Here is an 18,230-nt window from a genome sequence, read left to right on the forward strand (position 1 = left end):
TTCCTCAGCGCTCGAGACTTGCGCTTCGCGCGTGCGCTTCGAGCGCTGTTCGCGCGGCCGGGCCGCTGCGCCGCTTCGCGGCGGACCCTCCTCGAGGTCGGGTCGTGCGGGGCTGGGAATGCTGTCATGGCGGACTCGAGTGGTGCCGAGCGGCTGGGTGTGCGGTAGGTGGCGGACTTAAGTGGTGCCGAGCGGCTGGGAGTGCGGAAGGTGACGGACTTGAGTGGTGCCGTGCGGCTGGGAAGGCGACAGGTGGCGCACTTTGGGTTGAGCCGTGTGGCTGAGAACGAGGTCATGGCGGACTTAAGCGGTTCAGAATGGCTGTGAATGCGGTGAGCGGCGCACTTGGGTTATGCCGTGCGGCTAGGAACGCGGTAGGTGGCGAACCGCGGCTGGCGCCGGGCGGCCGAAAAGCACAGGCGGCGAACTAAGTCATGCTCCCGAAAACCGAGCAGACCTGGACCGTTGATCACCACGCGGTGATGGCGGCACCGGCCGAGTAGCTCCCGCCACCAGAGCGTGGTGATCGGCTGTCCAGGTATCCGAGGCGGGTGGGGCACGGCCAGCCGGGCCCTCTCAGCGGATGACCCCGCGGTAGACCTCCACAGTCTGCTCCGCGATCCTCGCCCAATCGAACTCCGCGATGGCTCGCGCGCGGCCTGCCTGCCCGTAGCGCGTCGCCAGTTCGGCGTCGGCCGCCACCGCGTTCACCGCGTCGGCGAGGGCGCGTTCGTAGTCGCCCGAGGCGACCGGGTCGTAGTGCACCAATTGCCCTGTGACACCGTCGGCGACGACTTCCGGGATCCCGCCCACGTCCGAGGCGACGACGGCGGTGGCGCATGCCATCGCTTCCAGGTTCACGATGCCGAGGGGTTCGTATACCGATGGGCAGACGAAAACTGTTGATGCCGTGAGGATTTGACGCACCTGTTCGGTGGGGAGCATCTCCTTCACCCAGAACACATTGCCGCGCTGGTTCTGCAGCTCGTCGACCGCGGCGGCCACTTCCTGTTCGAGTTCCACCGTGTCCGCCGCACCGGCGCACAACACCAGCTGGATGTCGGGGTCGAAATCGGCTGCGGCGGCGAGCAAGTGGCCGACACCCTTTTGCCGGGTGATGCGGCCGACGAACGAGACGATCGGCAGATCAGCACGTACGCCGAGGCGGTCGAGCACCGGTTGCTCGGAGCCGGTGGGGGCGCCTGGATGCCATACGCCCGCGTCGATGCCGTTGTGCACCACGTGGACCCGGCCGGGGTCGATGGCGGGATAGGCGTCGAGGACGTCGTGGGCCATGCCCTCGCTCACCGCGATCACGGCGTCGGCCTGTTCCATGGCGTTGCGTTCCGACCACGACGACAGGCGGTATCCGCCGCCGAGCTGTTCGGCCTTCCACGGCCTGCGCGGTTCGAGCGAATGCGCGGTGAGCACGTGTGGAATGCCGTACAGCGCACCGGCGAGATGGCCGGCCAGGCCCGCGTACCAGGTGTGCGAATGCACCACGTCCACCGCGCCGACGGCGTCGGCCATCCGCAGCTGCGCCGACATCATCTGCAACGCGGCGTTGGCGGCGTACAGCTCGGGATCGGGCCGGTGCACCACCGCGCCCGTGCGCGGCGCGCCCATGCAGTGCACGGTCACCTCGCACAGCGCGCGCAGCCGCGCGGTGAGCTCGGTGACGTGCACGCCCGCACCGCCGTACACCTCGGGCGGATACTCCCGGGTCAGCATGGCCACCCGCAACGGATCCGCGATCGCTCGTTCCCCGTCGGTGCCATCACTCACGCGGTCCAAATTAGACGCTCGGGTCGACATGGGCCACCGGGTGGGCCCGGGGCCTGTACTTTGACAGGGTGAGGAGCCAGCCGCACGTACTCGGGATCGTGCTCGCCGGTGGCGAGGGCAAACGACTGTTTCCGCTCACGGCCGACCGCGCCAAGCCCGCGGTTCCGTTCGGTGGGGCCTACCGGCTGATCGATTTCGTGCTCAGCAACCTGGTCAACGCGGGATATCTGCGCCTGTGCGTCCTCACCCAGTACAAATCGCATTCGCTGGACCGCCACATCTCCCAGACCTGGCGGCTGTCGGGTTTCACCGGGGAGTACATCACCCCGGTGCCCGCGCAGCAGCGGCTCGGACCGCGCTGGTACACCGGCAGCGCCGACGCGATCATGCAGTCGCTCAACCTGATCTACGACGAGGACCCCGACTACATCGTGGTTTTCGGCGCCGATCACGTGTACCGGATGGACCCCGAACAGATGGTGGCCAGCCATATCGCCTCGGGCGCGGGCGTCACCGTCGCGGGGATCCGGGTGCCGCGCAGCGAGGCGAGCGCGTTCGGGTGCATCGATTCCGACGAGTCCGGCCGCATCACCCAGTTCCTGGAGAAACCCGCCCATCCGCCCGGCACACCGGACGACCCGAACATGACCTTCGCGTCGATGGGCAACTACGTGTTCACCACTCGCGTGCTGGTCGACGCGATCCGCGCCGACGCGGAGAACTCCGATTCCGATCACGACATGGGCGGCGACATCATCCCGTCGCTTGTCGCGGCCGGGCAGGCCGCCGTCTACGACTTCGCCGACAACGACGTACCGGGTGCCACCGCTCGCGACCGGGGCTACTGGCGCGATGTCGGCACCATCGACGCCTTCTACGAGGCGCACATGGACCTGGTCTCGGTGCACCCGGTGTTCAACCTCTACAACAAGCACTGGCCCATCCGCGGCGCCGCCGAGAACCTGCCGCCCGCCAAGTTCGCGCGCGGCGGGCTCGCTCAGGAGTCGATCGTCGGGGCGGGCTCGATCCTGTCGGCCGCCACCGTGCGCAACTCGGTTCTCAGTTCCAACGTGATGATCGACGACGGCGCGACCGTGGAGGGCAGCGTGCTGATGCCCGGTGTGCGTATCGGGCGTGGCGCGGTGGTCCGCCACGCCATCCTCGACAAGAACGTGGTGGTCGGCGAGGGCGAGATCATCGGCGTCGACCTGGATCGCGACCGGGAACGATTCGCCGTGAGCAACGGTGGGGTCGTCACCGTCGGCAAGGGCATCTGGGTGGGCTGACTACCCACGCGACGCGCAGAGCAACCCGTCGCCGATCGGGATGAGCACGCTGGTGAGCTCGGGATTCTCGGCGATCGCCCTGGTCGCGGCACGCACCGCCTGGGTGGCCGGGTCGCGCTGGGACTGATCGGGGACGCGGCCACCGAGCAGCGCGTTGTTCAGGATGAACGCACCGCCCTCGCGCAGTAATCGCACCCCCTGCTCCACGTAGAGCGGATGCTCCATGGGCGAGGCGTCGACGAACACCAGGTCGTAGGCGCCGTCGGCCAGGCGCGGCAGCACATCGAGGGCGCGGCCGTTGATGAGCCGGGTGCGCGCGGGCGCGATCTCGGCGGTGCGGAAGGCCTCCTTGGCGGCCCGCTGATGCTCGGGTTCGGAGTCGATGGTGGTGAGGGTTCCGTCCTCACGCATGCCGTCGAGCAGCCACAATCCGCTCACCCCCGCGCCGGTGCCCACCTCGACGACCGAGCGGGCGCCGAGCATCTGCGCGTACATGCTCAGCAGCGCGCCGACCGAGGCGGGCACGGGCGCGGCGCCCAATTCGGTGGCCCGCTCGCGCGCGTCGAGGAGGACTTCGTCCTCGACGACGGACTCCTCCACATAGGCCAGGTTCCGCTCCACGTTCGATGCCACAGCTAAGAGGCTATGTCACCGACCGGGTCTGTGTATTCAGCCCACGCGGGGTGAGTGTCGGGGCACATCAGGATTCTCAGGCGCCACTCAGGGTCTCCACACGTGCCCCATATCGCGACAGGAAATAGTTGCCACACCAGCCGATCGCGGCGGGTACGAGACGCGGGAACAACCGCAGACATCCGGCGGTTGTTTCTGACAAGACAAGGTCCGCTGACCCGGACCGGTTCGGTTTCGTGCCGGCGGTCCCGAGTAGGAGGTGTCCCATCCCGATGGTAGACACGGCGCGTTCCGACGCCACACTGCCCGCCCAGACCCTTCCCACCGACTTTCCGCCGTCCGTCGAGGACGATCTCGATGCCGAACTCACCGGCACCGCGGCTTTCGACGCCACCGGTGACCGCACGGTGATGCCGTCGTGGGACGAACTGGTCCGCGAGCACGCCGACCGGGTCTACCGCCTCGCCTACCGGCTGTCCGGCGACGCCCAGGACGCCGAGGACCTCACCCAGGAAACCTTCATCCGGGTGTTCCGATCCCTGCAGAGCTACCAGCCGGGCACGTTCGAAGGCTGGTTGCACCGCATCACCACGAACCTGTTCCTCGACATGGTCCGCAGGCGTAATCGCATCCGCATGGAGGCCTTACCCGAGGACTACGACCGGGTGCCCGCCGAGGGACCGACACCCGAGGACGCCTACCACGACTCGCGCCTCGACCCGGACCTGCAGAAGGCGCTCGACGCGCTCGCGCCGGAGTTCCGCGCGGCCGTGGTGCTGTGTGACATCGAGGGCCTGTCCTACGAGGAGATCGGCGCCACGCTCGGCGTCAAGCTGGGCACTGTGCGCAGCCGCATCCACCGCGGGCGCCAGGCACTGCGCGACTACCTTGCGCATAATGGAATAGAGCAGCGATACTCCGCTGACGCCTACGCAGGGTGACGGCCGCGAGCGGCCACACCCGGCCTGGTCGGGTTGATGTCGGTCGGAAGGAAGAACTCCGCATGAGCGTGGATCCAGCATCCTCAGGTCGCACACCGCGCTTTCAGCCCACCGAGCATCTGGCCAGCGAGGCGATCGCGGCCTACGTCGACGGCGAGCTGCGCATGAACGCCTATCTGCGTGCCGCCCAGCATCTCTCGGTGTGCCCCGAATGCGCCGCCGAAGTCGACGCCCAGCAGCAGGCGCGGATCGCGCTGCGCCGGGCGGGCGAAATCGCCGTTCCACGCAGCCTGCACGACAGTCTCAGCCGCATCCCGCTGGCCGAACTGCCCGCCGCCGCACCCGAACCTCCCCGCCGTAACGAGGCATTTCTCGGATTCCTGACCGATTCGTTCCCCGCAGCCCGGTGGACTACATGGCGGCGCAAGTAGAGTCACGGGCGTGACAGGCGAATCGACGAATCCCGGATCGACCGACAACTCGGATTCGGCGGCGTCACGGGGGAATCTGCGGCCCTCCGACGCGCCGACCCTCGGCCCGCGTCCGGTGTACCGGCCGCACATCGACAGCCATACCGCGCACGCGTTCCGCCGCCCGAACGGCCAGACGGGTTCGTTCGCCCCGCACGACCCGATGCGCGATGGCAAGCGTTCCGACGACGGCGAGCTGATCGATCGCCGGCCGCCGGACGGTGTGCTCGCCGAGGCGTTCGCCCGCCCCGAGGGCTCCGACGAACTGTTGCAGCGCGAACCCGATTCCGGCGAACGCAAGATCGTCGTCGCGGGTCCGGTCGACCCCTGGCGTGACCCGGCCGCGGGCGCGCGCCTCGGCGCCCCGGCGATCGAGACACCCGAACCCGCCCCGCTGCCTGTCGCTCCCAAACTATCGGCCCGCGAGGTGCTGTTCGGCTCCCGGGTCGCGCCCAAGGCACTGGCCTTGCTGGCCGTGATCGCGCTCGGTATCGCCGTCGTCGGTGGGCTGGTCGGGCGGATCACCGCCGAGACCGCGTCCACCCTCACCTCGCGCAAGGTCACCCTCCAGCAGAGCGAGAGCTCAGATTCGCCGCACGGCAAGATCGCGGCCGTCGCCGACGCGGTGCTGCCGTCGGTGGTGTCGATCCAGGTCATCATCGGTGACGGCGGGCCGTCCGGCTCGGGTGTCGTCCTCGACGCCGAGGAGGGCTACATCGTCACCAACAACCACGTGATCTCGGCGGCGGCCACCGACAAGTCCGGCAACGCCAAGATCCAGATCGAGTTCTCCGACAACACCCGGGTGCCTGCCCAGATCGTCGGGCGCGATCCCAAGACCGACCTCGCGGTGCTCAAGGTCGACGCCGACAACCTCACCGAGGCGAACCTCGGCCGCTCCGACGACGTGCAGGTGGGCGACGACGTGCTCGCCATCGGTTCGCCGCTCGGCCTGGAGAAAACCGTCACCTCCGGCATCGTCAGCGCGCTGCACCGTCCGGTGAGCCTCGGCGGCGAGGGCACCGACACCAATGCCGTGATCGACGCGGTGCAGACCGACGCCTCGATCAACCCCGGCAACTCCGGTGGCGCCCTCGTCGACATGGACGGCAGGCTGATCGGCGTCAATACCGCTATCAAGAGCAACACCGGTAACTCGGTGGGTCTCGGGTTCGCCATCCCGATCGACGTGGTCACCTCCATCGCGCAGACCCTGATCCGCGACGGCAAGGTCAACCACCCGCAACTCGGGCTCAGCGCGCGCACCAAGGCCGTCGCCAACGAGTTGCGCAGCGGCGCCGCCGTGGCCGACGTGGTGGCGGGCGGACCTGCGGCCAAGGCCGGCATCGTCGAGGGCGACGTGATCGTCAAGGTCGGTGACCGCATCGTCGAGGGCCCCGACGAACTGGTCGTCGCCGTGCAGTCGCACAAGATCGGCGAGCGGGTGAACGTGCAGTTGATCCGCGATGGCAGGCAGGTGGACGTGCCCGTCACCCTCGAATCCGACTGAGCTGCGACGACGCGCGCCGGGTAACCTGGGATCGTGTTCAGCAACATCGGGTGGAGCGAGATGATGATCCTGCTCGTCGCCGCCCTCGTGATCCTCGGCCCGGAGCGCCTGCCCGGGGCGATCCGCTGGACCACGTCGTCGCTGCGTCAGGTACGCGACTACGCCAGCGGGGCCACCTCCACGCTCAAGCAGGAACTCGGCCCGGAGTTCGACGAGCTGCGCAAACCGCTCGCCGAACTCAACGAGCTGCGCGGAATGACACCGCGTGCCGCGGTCACCAAGCACCTGCTGGGCGGCGACGACTCGGTGCTGCGCGATCTGGAGAAGGCCGTGCCGGACCGCAAGGAGCTGTTCGGCACGAGCAGCGGAATGCCCGGCAGCGGGCCCTCGTTGTCGAAGGCGCCGAAGCCGTTGGAGCACAACGAGCGGCCGCCGATCGACTCCGACGCCACCTGATTCCGGCGAACAGACCACACGGTCGTCATTTGCCACCCGATCGCGCGTACCGCCGATGTCCGCGCCGACCTCGCCGTCTTTGTGGTTGCCGACAGGCATATCGCCATCGGCGTTGTGCGCCAAGACATTCGATGTCAATCGTTATAGACACGAATCGCCGTCCAGCTGTCTAGACTTCGCACATGTCGGCCGATGACGTGGCACGAGTCTTCGCGATCGAAGACAAGGTCGAGAGACTCAAAGCAGCCACCGACGGGGTGGCGGCTGCCCAGCAGACCATCAACGAACTCACCAGGATCCGCCGCGCCGTGATCCGCGAACTCCATGCCGAGGGCTGGACGTTCGCCCGCATCGGCGCCGCCGCGGGCTTGTCGCGGGCGCGCATCCACCAGGTGAGCACCCAGGGCCCGGTGCCCGAAGGGCTGTTCTTCGGACACGGCACGCTCACCGTGCTGGCCCCGGAGGTCCGCACGGGCAGGCTGCTCGGCGCACCCGATCCGGCGGCCGCGCAACGGCTGGCCGAGCTGCTGCGCCAGCTCGGTTTCGTGGCGACGGTCGAAACTTTCCTGCCGGGCAGACCCATCGATCTCAACCGTGACGGCCTGGTGATCCTCGGCGGGCCCGAGCTGTCGCCGAGCCTGCGCCAGCTGGTGGCGGCCGACCCACGACTGCGGCGCACCGTCACCCGCGCGGGCGACACCCGGCGCGGCATCGAGGACCGGGCCGCGCGCCGCGTCTACAGGCCCGGCGGCACCGAACCACACGACATCGCCTACCTGGCCAGGCTGCCCCGCCCCGACCGGCGCGGCACCGTGATGCTCATCGACGGGCTGCACCCGCCGGGTTCCCTGGGTGCGATCCGGTTGCTGGCCACCCGGCTGGCGACGCTGCACGAGCGGGCGAGCACGCATCTGTTCTCGGTTCTCATCGCCGTGCGATACGACCGCACGACCGGCGAACCGGTCGATGCGGACCTACTCACCCCGGTTTATCGGCACGAAACCGACCAAAAGTCCGCTGCGAACCGGACTCGCCCATAACTGCATCTAAACAACGGGCACTTTGTGATCTGCATCACGGTAATGTTATGGATCACAACCCGAGCCCGATGGTTAGATTGCTAGCGAGTAACCGAGTGTGAGTAGGTGAGCTTCACATGTTCTCGTCTCCCGAGGCCAATGCCTGCCGGGTCCTGCCCGTGCGCGCGGCAGGCGTCGCGGGCCCCCGGCCTGTATCCACGTCCGACATCGACTCCGTCGGCGGTGAGGTGGTCGTGACGACCCACCGCGTGACCTACAGCGACCGTTTGAAGGTCTTCATCGGCCCGCACGAGGACGTGGACAGCTTCCTGCGCCCGCTGCGCCGGATGGACGGTCATCAGCGCTTCGCGCTCGATCTGACGGTGCTGCCCGAGCCCATGCCCGCCACCGAGGTGACGGCATCGGTGAGCGCGGCCCGCGGCGATCTGGCGCTGCGCTGCACCGGCTCCGCCAACGCGATGACGCTGCAGCTGCGCATCACGGTCGATCATCTGCCGCGCCGCTACACCCTCGGGTTCCCCGGCAGCCGCCTCGGGCTGCCCACGGTGTACGTGCCGCACGGCGACGACGACACCTACGTCTACCCGGAGGAGGTCTTCACCGCCGAATACGCGGCCCAGATCTTCCACGAGTTCTTCCATCAGGGCGCCGTGCCCGCCGGGTTGCAGCACCGCGAGATCCTCGACTGAGCTTTCAGCGCGCCGGGATGCTCGCGGTTAGCTAGGCTGGACCGAAAGGTCACAGTCGGTGGAGAGGCCGGTGGGCGATGCGCGATCTGCTCGGGCAGGTGCTCGATCTGCTCGCCGAGGGGCCGGTGGCGCTGGCCCGGATCGTCGACCGGATCGGGGCGGGGCCGCGCGATACCGGGGCCGCGATGGTGGTCACCCCTGGTGGTCGGGTCGTCGGCTCGCTCTCGGGTGGATGCGTGGAGGCGGCGCTACTGGTGACGGCCCAACAGGTGCTCGCCGACGGCTCTGCTTGTGTGGAGCGGTTCGCGGCAGCCGACGAGCTCACCGTCGGACTGCCGTGTGGCGGGGAGATCGAGGTCTTCGTCGAACGGCTCGACCACGCCGATTTTTCGCTGCTTCGCGAGCTGCGTGCCGCGCTCACCGCACACCAGCCCATCGCCTACGCCACCACTCTCGAATCCACCCCGGATCGCCGGCTGCTGCGGCCCGGGCAGGTCACGCCGTGGCGCAACCTCGACCAGGATGCGGCCGCGCTGCTCACCGCGGGCCACAACGGCATGGTCGGCGCCCAGGACTGCACGCCTGCGGCCGCGACCCGCCCCCGCACCTTCGTCCAGGTGTTCCGCTCGCCCGGCCGCATGATCCTGGCAGGCGCCAACGACTACACCCGCGCCCTCACCACCGCCGCCACTCAGCTCGGCTACCGCGTCACCGTCGTCGACGCCCGCGAAACCTTCACCACCCCTGCACTTTTCCCCGCCGCCGACGAGGTGGTCGTCGACTGGCCCCACCGCTACCTGGCCGCCGAAGCCGCGGCAGACCGCATCGATGACCGCACGGTCGTCTGCGTCCTCACCCACGACCCCAAATTCGACGTCCCCATGCTGGCCACCGCCCTCGACCTGCCCGCGGTCGCCTTCATCGGCGCCCTCGGTTCCCGCCGAGCCCACCGCGACCGCACCACCCGCCTCCGCGACCACGGCCTCTCCCCCACCACCATCGCCCGCATCCACAGCCCCCTCGGCCTCGACCTGGGCGCCCACACCCCCGAGGAAACCGCCGTCTCCATCCTCGCCCAGATCCTCGCCACCCGAACCAACACCTCGGCCCGCCCCCTCACCACCCTGACCGGCCCCATCCACCCCCGCACACCCTGAGCCCCTCGCCACTGATCCCGCGCGGACCGTCTCCGCTTCCGATAACCGCGCCGCGGCCGATCGGTACGTAGGTCGTCGAGTTCGGCGTCGGTCGCGCGGGAAAGGTCGACCGCGCCCACTCGGTTACGTGGACCGGTACACACAAGGAACTCCCGCTCGGAGTGGGCGGACAGCGTCGTCGGCAGCCCCGCACAGTCGAGCCACGCGGCAAGGGGTGTGGGCGCGCCGATGACCGCCTCATCGCAGGACGACGAGGCGGTCGGGGGGAATTGTCAGGCGGCGACCTGTTCGGGGCGGAGGGTTTTCATCGGGGGGCGGTCTTCGAGGGAGACCTCGGTGGTGTGGGGGATGAATTCGCCTGCGATGAGGGGGAATTGGGTGAGGGGGGCGCCGGAGTCGGGGACGCCGCTGCGGCGCAGGGCGGTGCCGAGGATCTGGCGGCTCATCACGCCGAGGTCGGAGAGGGGGCGGTTGCGGTGGGTGCGGACACCGAGGTTCACCTGGGTGATGGCGTCGAGGCCCAGGCGGTCGTAGGTGTCGAGCAGCAGGCCGATCTCCACGCCGTAGCCGGGGGCGAAGGGGACGGCGGTGAGCAGTTCGCGGGTGCCCGCGTATTCACCGCCGAGGGGTTGCAACACCTGGACCAGTTCGGGGCGCAGCGCCGCCAGCAGAGGACGGGCGACCAGTTCGGTGACGCGGCCACCGCCGTTGGCGTCGACGGACTCGCCCTGCCGCAGCGGGCGCCGGTAGTAGGCCTTGGACAGGTGGGTGCCGGGCATGGTCAGCAGCGGGCCGAGCAGCTTGGGCACGAACGCCGGATCGGGATCGATGAGGTCGGAGTCGACGAAGGCGATGAGGTCACCGGAGGTGCAGGCCAGCGACCGCCACAGTGCCTCGCCCTTGCCCGCGACCGGTTCGAGCTCGGGCACGGCCTCCTCGCGGGTCACCACCTCGGCGCCCGCGCGCCGCGCACGTTCGGCGGTGGCATCGGTGGATCCGGAGTCGAGCACGATCAGTTCGTCGACGAGGGTGCCGAGCAGCGGCCGGATACTGGCCACCACGTCGGCGACGGTGTCCTGTTCGTCGAGGGCGGGCAGCACCACCGAAACGGTGCGACCCGCTTTGGCGGCGACCAGGTCGCCGACCGTCCAGTCAGGGGTGTCCCAGGTGTGGGTAGTGGCCCAGGCGGGCTCGCGGTGTTGGATTTTCATGCCAGACCTCGCAGAGTTCGTGCGGGGGGCCGGATGCCCTGGATCGCGGCGATCATGTCCACGACCCGCCGGGTTTCGGCGACTTCGTGAACCCGGAAGACCCGAGCGCCCGCGGCGGCTGCCCACGCGGTTGCCGCCAGTGTGCCCTCGACCCTCTCGGTCAGACCGACACCTAGAGTCTCCCCGATAAAGTCCTTGTTACTCAGGGCCATCAGCACTGGCCACCCGGTTTTTACGAGACTGTCGATTCCACGCAACAACTCGAGCCCGTGATAGGTGTTTTTTCCGAAATCGTGAGTGGGATCGATCACGATTCCGTCGCGACGCACCCCGGCGGCGGCCGCGCGTTCGGCCGCGGCGGACACGGTCGCGGTCACTTCGGCGACCACATCGGTGTAGCGGACCCGGTGCGGACGGGTGCGCGGCACGGCGCCACCGGTGTGGCTGCAGACGATCCCGGCACCCAGGTCGGCGGCCACGTGCACCAGCTCGGGGTCGGCCCCGGCCCAGGTGTCGTTGACGAGGTCGGCGCCGGCCGCCACGGCATCCCTGGCGACCTTGCCGCGCCAGGTGTCCACACTGATCAACAGCTCCGGGTACTTCGCCCGGATCGCCGCGACGAACGGAACCACCCGTCGCGTTTCCTCGGCCGCGTCGACCGTGTCGCCCGGCCCGGCCTTCACCCCGCCGATGTCGACCAGATCGGCGCCTTCGTCGACGGCCCGCGTCACCCGGTCCATCGCGGCCCGGTCGGTGAAGGTGGCGCCCCGGTCGTAGAACGAGTCGGGGGTGCGGTTCACGATCGCCATCACCAGCGCGCGATCGGTCGGCACGGGCCGACCACAGAAGGTGGGTTCAGGCATCGCTATCGCGGAGCTCTACCCGCGGCGACGTCGTCGGCGTAGCCGTCGTAGGCCGGGACGTAGCCCTCGGTCGGTCCGCTGAGCACGTACAGCTGCCCCTCGGCGTCGGCGGCGTAGCCCTGCTTGCGCAGTTCCACCTTGCGGCTCTTGAAGGTGGAGGTCTGCTCGAGTTCGGCGACCACCCGGACGAACAGCGGGACCGCGTAGAGCGGCAGCCGCTCGTAGACGGTGGCGGCCAGCCCCTTGCCGTCGAATTCGGCATCGGGGTGCAGGGTGATCGCGGCCATGCCCGCCTTGCCGTCGGTGCCGGGGATGTCCACACCGAACACCACCGCCTGCTCGACGCTCGGGTGCTGATCGAGCGCGCCCTCCACCTCGGTGGTTGCGACGTTCTCGCCCTTCCAGCGGAAGGTGTCACCGAGCCGGTCGACGAACGCGATGTGCCAGAAGTGCTGGTCGCGCACCAGGTCGCCGGTGTCGAACCAGCAGTCGCCCTTCTTGAACCCGTCGCGGACCAGCTTGGATTCGGAGGCCTTCGCATCGGTGTAACCGTCGAAGGGCTGACGGTTGTTCACCTTCGCCAGCAGCAGTCCGACGCCACCGGAGCGCACCTTGCGCAGCTTCCCGTCCGGTCCACGACGCGGCTTACCGGTCTCGTCGTCGTATTCGACCACCGCGTACGGCAGCGGGCACAGCCCGGCCGTGCGGTCGACACCGAAGGCGTTGACGAAGGCGAGCGGCGCCTCGCTCGACCCGTAGAACTCCACCACCCGGTCGATGCCGAAGCGGCGCCGGAACTCGTCCCACAGTTCCGGCCGCAGCCCGTTGCCGACGACGAGCCGTACCCGGTTGTTCTTCTCCTCGGGGTGTACGGGCTGGTTGAGCAGGTAGCGGCACAGCTCACCGATGTAGATGAACGCCGTCGCCCCTTCGCGGGCGATCTCGGCCCAGAAACCGGAGGCCGAGAACTTACGCGCGAGCACATAGGTCGACTCACCGGCCAGCACCGCCGACAGCGCCACCGTGAGCGCGTTGTTGTGGTACAGCGGCAGGCAGCAGTACAGGGCGTCGTCCCCACGCAACCGCACACCGAGCCCGCCGAGCCCGGCCATGCTCTTGGTCCAGCGCAGGTGGGTCATCACGCTGGCCTTCGGCATGCCGGTGGTGCCGGAGGTGAAGATCAGGAACGCGCGTTCGCCCGCCGTCACCTGCTCACAGACCGCGGGGTCGGAAGCCGTTGCGCCACGCGCGGATTCGGCGAGTTCCTCGGACATCAGCACGTTCGCCGGTGCCTCGGGCAGCGAATCGAGCGCTTCCAGGCATTCCTCGCCGACCACGACCAGCACGCTGTCGAGCAGACCGATGCTGTGGGCCAGCACCTGATCGCGCTGGTTGTAGTTGAGCAACCCGACGGTGGCGCCGAGTTTGAGCACCGCGAGGACCGTGAACAGCGTCTCGGGACGGTTGGTCATGAGCACGCCGACCACGTCGCCGCGATCGACTCCGCGCGCGGAAAGCACTGCGGCGTACCGGTTCACCTCGCTGTTGGCGGCGCGATAGGTGTAGGAACGGCCTTCGAAGCGCAGGAACACCCGGTCGGGCCGCCGGTGGGCGAGCCGCTGGAAGTACTTGCCGATCGAGGCTTTGTCCTTGGGCCCCACCAGCATTCCCGGTGCGTTGCGCAGCATGCGCGGTGCGTCCATGGCCATGCCGGGCAGCTTCTTGGCCAGGTCGAACACGCTGACGGTGTCGCGGGCGTCGTTGCTCACGTCGATCTCCTACCCTCGGGCCGCGGCCGGTGTCAACGCGGCGAACGCGGCTGGCAGGTCGGCGGCCACGACGATGCGGTCGCGCGCCTGCTGTGTGACAATCTTGCGCTCGAACAGCTCGTCCAACCAGCCGAACAGCCCACTGTAGAAACCGTCGGCGTCGAGCACGACCACGGGTTTGGTGTGTTCGCCCAGGTAACCGCCGGTCCAGGTTTCGAAGAATTCCTCGAGCGTCCCGACGCCGCCGGGCAGGGTGAGGAAGGCGTCGGCGCGTTCCTCCATCAGCTGTTTGCGCTGGCGCATGGTGTCGGTGACGAGCAGTTCGTCGGCGGCGGTATCGGCGACCTCGCGATGCACCAGATGCTTGGGGATCACCCCGACGGTGTGCGCGCCGCCCGCTCGCGCGGCCGCCGCGACCGCACCCATCATCGACACCCGACCGCCGCCGGACACCAGTTGCCAACCGCGACGGGCGATTTCGGTGCCCACCTGGGCGGCCAGGTCGATCAGTTCGGGTTCGGTGGTGCTTGCCGAGCAGTAGACGCAGATCGAGTAGCTCACCACTCGTCCTCGGTGCCGAGCCGTTCGATGTCGCCGCCGCGTCCGCCGGTCGCCTCCTTGACGATGCGCACCACGTCTTCGACGCTGTCGGTGACCTGGATGAGGTCGAGATCCTCCGGCGAGATCTTGCCCGACCCGGCCAGCGAATTACGCATCCACTCCACCAGTCCGGACCAATAGGCGGTGCCGAACAGGATGATCGGGAAGCGGGTGATCTTGCGGGTCTGCACCAGGGTGAGCGCCTCGAACAGTTCGTCGAGGGTGCCGAAACCGCCGGGCAGGCAGACGAAGGCCTGCGAGTACTTCACGAACATCGTCTTACGGACGAAGAAGTAGCGGAAGTTGATCCCCAGGTCCACCCAGTCGTTGAGACCCTGTTCGAACGGCAACTCGATGCCGAGGCCGATCGAGTAGCCGCCCGCCTCCGAGGACCCGCGGTTGGCCGCCTCCATCGCCCCCGGTCCGCCGCCGGTGATGATCGCGAAACCGGCGTCGGTGAGCGCGGACCCGATCGCCCGTGCCGCCGCGTACTCCGGGTGGTCGACCGGTGTGCGCGCCGAGCCGAACACCGTGACGGCGGGCGGCACCTCGGCCAGCGCGCCGAAGCCCTCGACGAACTCGGCCTGGATCCGCAGCACCCGCCACGGGTCCGTGTGCACCCACTCGCTGTCCTGACGGGTGTCGAGAAGATTGCGGTCCGCGGTCCGTGCTCCCGGCTTGCGTTCGCGTCGGAACATCACCGGCCCACGGAACTTCGGTTTGGCCTTCCCCACCTGTTCATCCACGGATTCGCTCGACATGTCCTCCACGCTACTGGGCACCCGCGGTGAGGTAGGTGCGCAGCATGGCGGTGACGGCGGTGATCTGGCTGAGCGGGACGTGTTCGTCGCGCTTGTGAGCGAGGTTGGGGTCGCCGGGGCCGAAGTTCACGGCGGGGATGCCACGGGCGGCGAAGCGCGAGACGTCGGTCCAGCCGTACTTGGCGCGCACTCCGCCGCCGCCGTGGGCGTTGACCGAGTCGATGAGGCTGCGCGCGGCAGGCGCGGTGAGACCGGGCAGAGCGCCGGGCGAGGAGTCGGTGACCTGGAAGCCCACGTCGAGCCCATCGAAGACCTCGCGCACGTGGGCGATGGCCTGCTCGACGGTGCGGTCGGGGGCGTAGCGGAAGTTCACGTCCACCTCGGCCACGTCGGGCACCACATTGCCCGCGACGCCTCCGGAGACGCGCACCGCCGAGAGCCCTTCGCGATACACGCAGCCGTCGATGTCGACCTGGCGCGCCTGGTAGGCGGCCAGCCGTTCCAGCACCGGCGCCAGCGCGTGAATGGCGTTCTCCCCCAACCAGGCCCGGGCCGAATGCGCGCGCACACCCGAGGTGCTCAACCGCACCCGCAGCGTGCCCTGGCAGCCCGCCTCGATCCAGCCGCCGGAGGGTTCGCCGAGCACGGCGAGGTCGCCGTCGAGCCACTCGGGCATATCGCGTTCGATGTGGTTGAGGCCGTTGAACTCGGCGGCGATCTCCTCGCCGTCGTAGAAGATGAGCGTGAGGTCATGGGCCGGGTCGGTGATGGTGGCAGCCAGGTGCAGGAAAACCGCGTCCCCGGACTTCATGTCGACGGTGCCGCAGCCGAACAGCACCGGCTCCCCGTCCACCTCGGCGGGCCTGCTCGGCACATTGTCGGCGATGGGCACCGTGTCCAGGTGCCCGGCCAGGATCACCCGGGTGGGCAGACCGAGGTTCGTGCGCGCCAGCACCACATTGCCGTGCCGCTTGATCTCGAAACCGGTGGTCTGATCGCGCAGCGCCTGCTCGACCAGGTCCGCGATGGCGGCCTCGTCGCGGGAAACGCTCGGCACATCGACCAGGGCGGCGGTCAACTGAACGGGGTCGGCGCGCAAATCGAGAGTCACATCTCGACAGTAGTACGCGCGTACGACGCCGTGTCCGGGTGCGGGAATCGGACCGGGTGGTCCATCGCACAGCCCCCGCGCCACCTCGACCTGGATCGAGGCGGCAAAATGTGGTCTCGTGAGCACTCAAGGAGCAAGCGCAGTCGGTATCGCCACCATCACCTCGGACGGCACCGTCCTCGACACCTGGTACCCGAGCCCGGAGCTGGGCGAGTTCACCGAGACCGGCTCCCAGCGCCTCGACGCGGCCGACGCGCCGGAGTTCGCCGACCTGCTCGGCCCCGACAAGGCGCGCGGCGTGGAGGTGGTCGCGGTGCGCACCACCATCGCCGACCTCTCGGCGGCCCCCACCGACGCCCACGATGTGTACCTGCGCCTGCACCTGCTCTCGCACCGCCTGGTGCAGCCGCACGGCCTGAGCCTGGACGGCCAGTTCGGCCTGCTCAGCAATGTGGTGTGGACCAACCACGGCCCGTGCGCGGTGGAGGGTTTCGAGCAGACCCGGATCAAGCTGCGCGCCCGCGGCCCGGTGACCGTGTACAGCATCGACAAGTTCCCCCGCATGGTCGACTACGTGGTGCCCTCGGGTGTGCGCATCGGCGACGCCGACCGCGTCCGCCTCGGCGCTCACCTGGCCTCTGGCACCACCGTCATGCACGAGGGCTTCGTGAACTTCAACGCCGGCACCCTCGGCAACTCGATGGTCGAGGGCCGTATCTCGGCCGGTGTCGTGGTCGGCGACGGCTCCGATATCGGTGGTGGCGCGTCGACGATGGGCACGCTGTCGGGCGGTGGAACCACCGTCATCTCGGTCGGTGAGCGCAGCCTGCTCGGCGCCAACGCGGGTCTCGGCATTCCGCTCGGCAACGACTGCGTGCTCGAGGCGGGCCTGTACCTGACCGCCGGAACCAAGGTCACCGCACCCGACGGCACCGTCGTCAAGGCCGCCACCCTGGCCGGGCAGAACAATCTGCTGTTCCGCCGTAATTCGACCACCGGTGCGGTGGAAGTGGTGCCGCGCTCGGGCACCGGTATCGAGCTCAATGCCGCGCTGCACGCCAACGACTGAATCCCGCATTCGGCAATATCGCATTTATTGCGGTTTGTTGACGACGGGTATCCCGGTGCGGCAAGGCTTTTCGGGTCCGCTAGCTTGAATTCGCCCACCCGGTCGGGGGGCTTTCGAATGTGGAGGGATTCAAGTATGAAGTTCGGAAAGTTCACTACTGCTGTTGTGATGTCGGTTGTCGCGGTGGGGATTACCGCGGCCACCGCCAACGGTCAGCCCGCCGTGGCGACCGAACAGCCCGCGGTGGTGGCTGCGGGGGGCGTGACTTCGGGTGTGAGCAACGGGATCGACTACACCACCGCGGTGTCGCCCACCGACAAGACCATCACCTGGGCGGTCGACAACGGCCGCTTCGAGCTGGCCGCCGACGGCTCGGCCGTGCTGCTGCGCAACGCCGAGGGCGTCACCGTCGACCAGACGGCGCTGCGCTCGGAGGTCGCGGGTCTGCCGATCTCGGTGACCCCGCAGATCGCCGAGGACGGTCGTAGCGTGAAGCTGGCCGCCTCGATGACGCCGGAGGACACCGCCAAGCTCGGCAATATCGCCGAACTGAAGGACATCAGCTCCTACGACCGCCTGATGGCCCAGGTCAACAAGAACCTGCCGGGCATCGCGATCGGTGGCATCATCGGCGCGTTCTTCCCGTTCCTGTGGCTGTTCACCATCCCCGCCGGGATGCTGATCGGTGGTTACGTGATGGGTGGCCAGGAGTTCCTGGACGCGGTGATCGCGTTCGCGACCGGCCAGCCCTGATCCGCTGAACCGAAAAGGCCCCGCACTCGCTCGAGTGCGGGGCTTTTTTCGTTGCCCAGGTGACGAAGCCGATACTCGACGCGGCCACCGGCACGGAGTAGTTTCAGCTGTTATACGGAGTCGTAT

18 protein-coding genes are annotated in these 18,230 nt (G+C 68.7%); 10 read left to right on the forward strand and 8 right to left on the reverse strand.

The window, feature by feature from the left end; translation table 11 throughout:
• Positions 1 to 576: 576 nt before the first annotated feature.
• Complete coding sequence (glgA, locus tag AB0I19_RS26975; protein ID WP_357152503.1) at positions 577 to 1,743, reverse strand: glycogen synthase; 1,167 nt, start codon at positions 1,741 to 1,743, stop codon at positions 577 to 579.
• Between the two features lie 110 nt (positions 1,744 to 1,853).
• Here glgA and glgC point away from each other — a divergent pair, with 110 nt between their 5' ends.
• Positions 1,854 to 3,071 (forward strand): glucose-1-phosphate adenylyltransferase, encoded by a 1,218-nt coding sequence (gene glgC / locus AB0I19_RS26980; protein ID WP_181696534.1) that lies wholly within the window; start codon positions 1,854 to 1,856, stop codon positions 3,069 to 3,071.
• On the opposite strand, the gene AB0I19_RS26985 is transcribed toward glgC, so the two are convergent.
• Positions 3,072 to 3,704 carry an O-methyltransferase gene (locus tag AB0I19_RS26985; RefSeq protein ID WP_067485784.1) on the reverse strand — a complete coding sequence of 211 codons (633 nt, stop codon included), beginning with the start codon at positions 3,702 to 3,704 and terminating at the stop codon, positions 3,072 to 3,074.
• Positions 3,705 to 3,976: 272 nt separating this feature from the next.
• Here AB0I19_RS26985 and sigE point away from each other — a divergent pair, with 272 nt between their 5' ends.
• The 7 genes from sigE to AB0I19_RS27020 all read left to right on the forward strand — a co-directional run bounded on the left by sigE (position 3,977) and on the right by AB0I19_RS27020 (position 9,967).
• Positions 3,977 to 4,645, forward strand: coding sequence for an RNA polymerase sigma factor SigE (sigE, locus tag AB0I19_RS26990; protein ID WP_357152356.1), 669 nt, complete (start codon positions 3,977 to 3,979; stop codon positions 4,643 to 4,645).
• A 62-nt stretch (positions 4,646 to 4,707) separates the two neighbouring features.
• On the forward strand, positions 4,708 to 5,076 hold the full coding sequence (locus AB0I19_RS26995) for a hypothetical protein (RefSeq protein ID WP_067485782.1): 369 nt from the start codon (positions 4,708 to 4,710) through the stop codon (positions 5,074 to 5,076).
• 10 nt (positions 5,077 to 5,086) lie between these two features.
• Positions 5,087 to 6,625, forward strand: a complete 1,539-nt coding sequence (locus tag AB0I19_RS27000) for a trypsin-like peptidase domain-containing protein (RefSeq protein WP_357152359.1) — start codon at positions 5,087 to 5,089, stop codon at positions 6,623 to 6,625.
• A gap of 33 nt (positions 6,626 to 6,658) precedes the next feature.
• Complete coding sequence (tatB, locus tag AB0I19_RS27005; RefSeq protein ID WP_067485778.1) at positions 6,659 to 7,081, forward strand: Sec-independent protein translocase protein TatB; 423 nt, start codon at positions 6,659 to 6,661, stop codon at positions 7,079 to 7,081.
• A 182-nt stretch (positions 7,082 to 7,263) separates the two neighbouring features.
• Positions 7,264 to 8,121 carry a hypothetical protein gene (locus AB0I19_RS27010; protein WP_357152361.1) on the forward strand — a complete coding sequence of 286 codons (858 nt, stop codon included), beginning with the start codon at positions 7,264 to 7,266 and terminating at the stop codon, positions 8,119 to 8,121.
• Positions 8,122 to 8,237: 116 nt separating this feature from the next.
• Positions 8,238 to 8,810 (forward strand): hypothetical protein, encoded by a 573-nt coding sequence (locus tag AB0I19_RS27015; RefSeq protein WP_357152364.1) that lies wholly within the window; start codon positions 8,238 to 8,240, stop codon positions 8,808 to 8,810.
• 77 nt (positions 8,811 to 8,887) lie between these two features.
• Positions 8,888 to 9,967 (forward strand): XdhC/CoxI family protein, encoded by a 1,080-nt coding sequence (locus AB0I19_RS27020; protein ID WP_357152367.1) that lies wholly within the window; start codon positions 8,888 to 8,890, stop codon positions 9,965 to 9,967.
• A 272-nt stretch (positions 9,968 to 10,239) separates the two neighbouring features.
• On the opposite strand, the gene AB0I19_RS27025 is transcribed toward AB0I19_RS27020, so the two are convergent.
• Genes AB0I19_RS27025 through dapE form a run of 6 tightly spaced genes read right to left on the reverse strand, consistent with a single transcriptional unit; the run spans position 10,240 to position 16,282 of the window.
• Positions 10,240 to 11,178 carry a glucosyl-3-phosphoglycerate synthase gene (locus AB0I19_RS27025; RefSeq protein ID WP_067485770.1) on the reverse strand — a complete coding sequence of 313 codons (939 nt, stop codon included), beginning with the start codon at positions 11,176 to 11,178 and terminating at the stop codon, positions 10,240 to 10,242.
• Positions 11,175 to 12,041: a dihydropteroate synthase gene (gene folP / locus AB0I19_RS27030; RefSeq protein ID WP_357152370.1), complete on the reverse strand. Its 867-nt coding sequence runs from the start codon at positions 12,039 to 12,041 to the stop codon at positions 11,175 to 11,177. Before folP ends, AB0I19_RS27025 begins: the two co-directional genes overlap by 4 nt.
• Before the next feature lie 2 nt (positions 12,042 to 12,043).
• On the reverse strand, positions 12,044 to 13,810 hold the full coding sequence (locus AB0I19_RS27035; RefSeq protein ID WP_357152373.1) for a long-chain-acyl-CoA synthetase: 1,767 nt from the start codon (positions 13,808 to 13,810) through the stop codon (positions 12,044 to 12,046).
• A 9-nt stretch (positions 13,811 to 13,819) separates the two neighbouring features.
• Positions 13,820 to 14,374: a TIGR00730 family Rossman fold protein gene (locus tag AB0I19_RS27040; protein ID WP_357152376.1), complete on the reverse strand. Its 555-nt coding sequence runs from the start codon at positions 14,372 to 14,374 to the stop codon at positions 13,820 to 13,822.
• A complete protein-coding gene (locus tag AB0I19_RS27045) occupies positions 14,368 to 15,171 on the reverse strand; it encodes a TIGR00730 family Rossman fold protein (RefSeq protein ID WP_357152378.1) in 804 nt (267 codons plus the stop codon). Before AB0I19_RS27045 ends, AB0I19_RS27040 begins: the two co-directional genes overlap by 7 nt.
• Positions 15,172 to 15,181: 10 nt before the next feature.
• The gene (gene dapE, locus AB0I19_RS27050) at positions 15,182 to 16,282 is read right to left on the reverse strand and encodes a succinyl-diaminopimelate desuccinylase (protein ID WP_357152381.1); all 1,101 of its coding nucleotides are present in this window, start codon (positions 16,280 to 16,282) and stop codon (positions 15,182 to 15,184) included.
• A 118-nt stretch (positions 16,283 to 16,400) separates the two neighbouring features.
• On the opposite strand from dapE, the gene dapD reads away from it, so the two are divergent.
• A complete protein-coding gene (gene dapD / locus AB0I19_RS27055; protein ID WP_181696545.1) occupies positions 16,401 to 17,351 on the forward strand; it encodes a 2,3,4,5-tetrahydropyridine-2,6-dicarboxylate N-succinyltransferase in 951 nt (316 codons plus the stop codon).
• A gap of 135 nt (positions 17,352 to 17,486) precedes the next feature.
• On the forward strand, positions 17,487 to 18,104 hold the full coding sequence (locus AB0I19_RS27060; RefSeq protein WP_181696546.1) for a hypothetical protein: 618 nt from the start codon (positions 17,487 to 17,489) through the stop codon (positions 18,102 to 18,104).
• Positions 18,105 to 18,230: the final 126 nt, after the last annotated feature.

Source organism: Nocardia sp. NPDC050413 (genome assembly GCF_040655475.1).
GTDB lineage: Bacteria > Actinomycetota > Actinomycetes > Mycobacteriales > Mycobacteriaceae > Nocardia > Nocardia coubleae.

Bases quoted from the DNA above. Each gene is read 5' to 3' on its own strand.
- AB0I19_RS27015 (WP_357152364.1), top strand. From the start codon at position 8,238: ATGTTCTCGTCTCCCGAGGCCAATGCCTGCCGGGTCCTGCCCGTGCGC.
- AB0I19_RS27025 (WP_067485770.1), bottom strand. From the start codon at position 11,178: ATGAAAATCCAACACCGCGAGCCCGCCTGGGCCACTACCCACACCTGG.
- AB0I19_RS27010 (WP_357152361.1), top strand. From the start codon at position 7,264: ATGTCGGCCGATGACGTGGCACGAGTCTTCGCGATCGAAGACAAGGTC.
- AB0I19_RS27060 (WP_181696546.1), top strand. From the start codon at position 17,487: ATGAAGTTCGGAAAGTTCACTACTGCTGTTGTGATGTCGGTTGTCGCG.
- AB0I19_RS27045 (WP_357152378.1), bottom strand. From the start codon at position 15,171: ATGTCGAGCGAATCCGTGGATGAACAGGTGGGGAAGGCCAAACCGAAG.
- sigE (WP_357152356.1), top strand. From the start codon at position 3,977: ATGGTAGACACGGCGCGTTCCGACGCCACACTGCCCGCCCAGACCCTT.
- folP (WP_357152370.1), bottom strand. From the start codon at position 12,041: ATGCCTGAACCCACCTTCTGTGGTCGGCCCGTGCCGACCGATCGCGCG.
- AB0I19_RS26995 (WP_067485782.1), top strand. From the start codon at position 4,708: ATGAGCGTGGATCCAGCATCCTCAGGTCGCACACCGCGCTTTCAGCCC.
- AB0I19_RS27020 (WP_357152367.1), top strand. From the start codon at position 8,888: ATGCGCGATCTGCTCGGGCAGGTGCTCGATCTGCTCGCCGAGGGGCCG.